Annotated in this window: 1 protein-coding gene; it reads left to right on the plus strand. The window is 21.9% G+C overall.

Features of this window, described 5'->3' with window-relative positions; all coding sequences use genetic code 11:
• Window positions 1-2,696: 2,696 nt before the first annotated feature.
• Window positions 2,697-2,960 (plus strand): hypothetical protein, encoded by a 264-nt coding sequence (locus tag ACRCYC_RS00510; RefSeq protein ID WP_438617240.1) that lies wholly within the window; start codon window positions 2,697-2,699, stop codon window positions 2,958-2,960.
• Window positions 2,961-4,030 lie beyond the last annotated feature (1,070 nt).

A 4,030-nucleotide genomic window follows, 5' to 3' on the forward strand; every position in this document is an offset into this window, starting at 1 on the left:
AAAATAGATATATAGAAATCAATAAAAAAGTCTTTTAAATAAACTATAGTAAGTATGATAAAATTAAAAAAAATGTAAATAAAAAAACAAACATATAGACAAACAAAAAAACAAATATAAATGATAAATAGAAATATAAGATATTTAGGTATTATAGAATAAAATATATGTAGCAACAAAAATGTAAACAATTATGTTGATGTAAACACAAACTATTACATAAGAATTCGAATAAAAATTATAAATGAAAAGATATTTAAGGAAATAATTGTGAATATGTTTATAAATACACTTACAGTTATGTTTACATTTACGTTTGTGAAAACACACACATATATATATTTAAAATTATCTTCTCTGCTTTAGGTTAATAGAGGTGATATATCTAAAAAATTTTAAGCTCTTTATTGATTGAGAAAAAACAATATATTAGTTGTATTATATAAAAATTTACTTTTCTTTATATTAGGAAAAATTTTGAAGGAAATATTTACATTTACTCTTTTTAGAATTTCGACTAGCTCTGCTGGTGTAATTATTCGAGACTTAGATATAAATAGATGAATATAATTAGGAAGAAGCCCTTGTTTAATAAAGGAATGTATTATTTATTTTTTTATCAAAAAATTGTAAAGACATTTTCTTTTTAAGCAAACTTATGTTGCTAAATAGCAAATGCTTAATAAGAATTACTTTTATATAAAAATAATATATATAGTTATTTGTAAAACTAAATAGCAAGTAAAAAAACTAAGTTTATTTAACTTAAATTGAGGGAAATCTCATTTCTTAAGCAAAGGTAAGTGAGAGATGAATCGACAAAAGCGTAGCAACATGATAATATTTCCTGTTGACTATGATTTTTGTTATTATTTAATCATCAACAATAGTAAAAATGAAGTAATTAATTGGAGTTTGATATAAATAATAATTCAGTATTGATAAAAAAATATAGAAGAAAAATTATTGGTGATAGTATATATGAAAGACTGAAAGGAATATTTGAAAATATAGCACCTAAATAGCTAATAACATTTGAAAAATGTAGATGATCTTTATTATTTATTTAAGGTAGCTTCGAATAATGAAATATCTAAGTTATGAAATACTTGGAAAGTGTTTAAATAATCAGTAGCAGCTGCATTTAGTTTAAGTACTTTTTTTAGTTTCTAATAATATTCCTATAAGTAAACCTAAAAACATACCATAAGTTATGGCTGATGGACCTAAATAATTTTGAAAAAAAGTTCCTAATAGTATACCAAAAGCTATGCTACAAGCTATATAATTTTCTTGAGTTTTTTTTGTATAAGATTTTTAGATTTTTTATTTTTGGAATTTAGATAATTTACTAGATAGATGAAGAAAATTGAACTTAATATTAATGGAAAAATAGCTTTTAGTATATTAATTATAGTAATCATAAAATAGTTACCACCTTATTTTAATTATTATATAGTATTATATATCTTCTTCCAATAAAAACCAATAAAAATTTTAGATGATAATTTAAATTATTTAATATAAAAATAGTTTTATAAAATTAAATTAACTAATTAATAAATAAAAAAGAAAATGAGGTTTAAAATATAAATTAATTTAGTTTAGTTATTTGGAAAGTATTCACTTTTATCTTGTATAAATTAAAAAAATTTGATTTATATATATTATAGAATTTTATAATATATACATTTCCGTAACTGTTTCTAGCATCTTAATCATAAACATTTCCACAATTGTATACATAAACGTTGACATATACACAAATGTAAACATTTATGTATATAAATTTATTGAATACAGTAAAATAGCACTATTTATCATAGTTAAGAGTATATACATTATGACTTGTTTTTCTTACTTTCTCTGTCAATTATAAGTTTCATTCCTTCTTCGATTAAATCGTTAGTATTAACTCCTTTTTGAAGTGCTAACATTCTAATGCTTTTGTATAGTTCTTCATCTAATGTTGTATTGATATTTTTTTTACAATTTCATTCACCTCATATAATACATAGTTGACTATATAGCGATGTATAGTTGCAATAAATATATAGATAGCTATGCTAGGAAGTAAAATAAATGAAGTTAAGCTTTAAATTCAAACCTAATATTGACGAAAAACAATTAGAAATTAAAGAAAAATTATGATAAATCAAGAAAAATATTGAGAGATCTTTTTGTAAGTAGTTTTGGACTTGTAAATTCAGACATAAACGAAAGTTTAAATATACTTAGAAAATCAGAGAACTGTATTCTCAATCTAATCAATTTAGTGAGAGATAGTAGGCAATTAAACTAGCGTAAATGTATAGTGCGACTTGTTGCTAGACAAAGTCTATGAAGATTAAAACTAGTCTAATAAGCTGATTAAATTCAGATATTAGAACTATTATTATGATAGGTAGAATGGGAAGCTCTTGAAATGCCTTGCCAAAGGATACAGATAGCGTTTAGTTAAGTAAATAATTAGAGATTATAAGCTCGCTAAATGCTTTGAGAGCAATCGTAAGTAGAAGAAATACAATTCTTACATGAAATGCGAACTGGAGGCAGTCGAGTTGTGATAGACCTAGGTTCTAATAAAATATTTATGGTTAGGATGTCAATAAGAAGACTGACAAAATTAGGAATGTACGGGTCTAAAATTTAGGATATTCAGAAATGAATATATCACAATAGTTAGGTTTGTGTGGATGAATAAAAGTCATGCGTATGAAAATCTATATTATGTAATTTCTGAAAACAATATTCTACTAGCTTATAGAAATATAAAGAAAAATAAAGATTCAACAGATGAATATAAAAACTTAGTAAGGTTATGTTATGAGGCTCATAAGTTAGTACATTTCACAGAGCAAGACACAATAAGTAAATACCTAGAGGTATTACAACTAGATGAAAAAGGTTTAAAACGTCTTAATACTCTACGAAGGTTAGTGGGAAATTCAGTTATTTAATAGAGAAAAAGTTAATTATTTAATAAAAACTTGCAAAAAGGTGCAATTTAAATTGCACCTTTTTGCAAATTCATAGCTAAATACTGAGCTTTTTTTATGGAATTGATTATAATACTTATAGTAATTATTATAAGTAGAGAGGAATTTAACTTTAGCCTTGTTACAAACTAAATTATAGGTCTTATATTATCAAGAAGTTTTATTATAAATTTAATATTTCCTATTATTATAAATATATACATAAAGAATAAAAATTTATATAAAGAATAAAAAATTATTTTTTTTATTAAATGTTGAAATCAGTTTTTAACTGATAGTGTTTTTTATATTTCTATCTACTAGAAAAATATTAAAAATACAAGTTTTAGATAACTTTGGTTTAAGATTTACTCGAACTGAATTGAGTCTTAGTTTATTATAAAATTTATTATAAAATATGTTACTTTTATAAACAAAAGAAAATAATTACTTACAATATTGCAAGTTTTATAGTTAAATATTTCAAAGATTACTAATTGACGTAAGCGGCTTGTAAAGATACTACATAAATGAATATATTTATTTGTACGTTTACAGATCTATTTTTAGATACATCTTCACATGTTTTTACGTTGTTAACTACGTTTACGTATACGTAAACATAAACGAATCCACAACTTTTTACGTGTACGTTTTTAAATGTGAAAACGTAAATGTTGGTGTAAACGTAAATGTAAACATATGTACAGATGTAAACGTAGCTGTTTATGAAATTTGTTTGTAAATATGTGATATATTATGGCATTAATAAAAGGATAGATTTAAAAGTTATATTATTTTAAGTATTTTAAAACGTAATAATTAATTTAAAATTAATACTAAAATAATAAAAAATATGATTATAAATAAAATAATTATTTTATTTATAATCATATTTTTTATTATAATCTTAAATAGATATTTGTAAAAAAGTGCAATCTATAAACTCTAAAATATAGTTATTATGTTATAGAATTAAAAAACAAACATATTATATTAAAAAATAAATTTATTATTTTTAATATGATATGTTTATTTATGTAATGAAATAC

The organism is Paraclostridium sp., assembly GCF_051657365.1.
Classification (GTDB): domain Bacteria; phylum Bacillota; class Clostridia; order Peptostreptococcales; family Peptostreptococcaceae; genus Paraclostridium.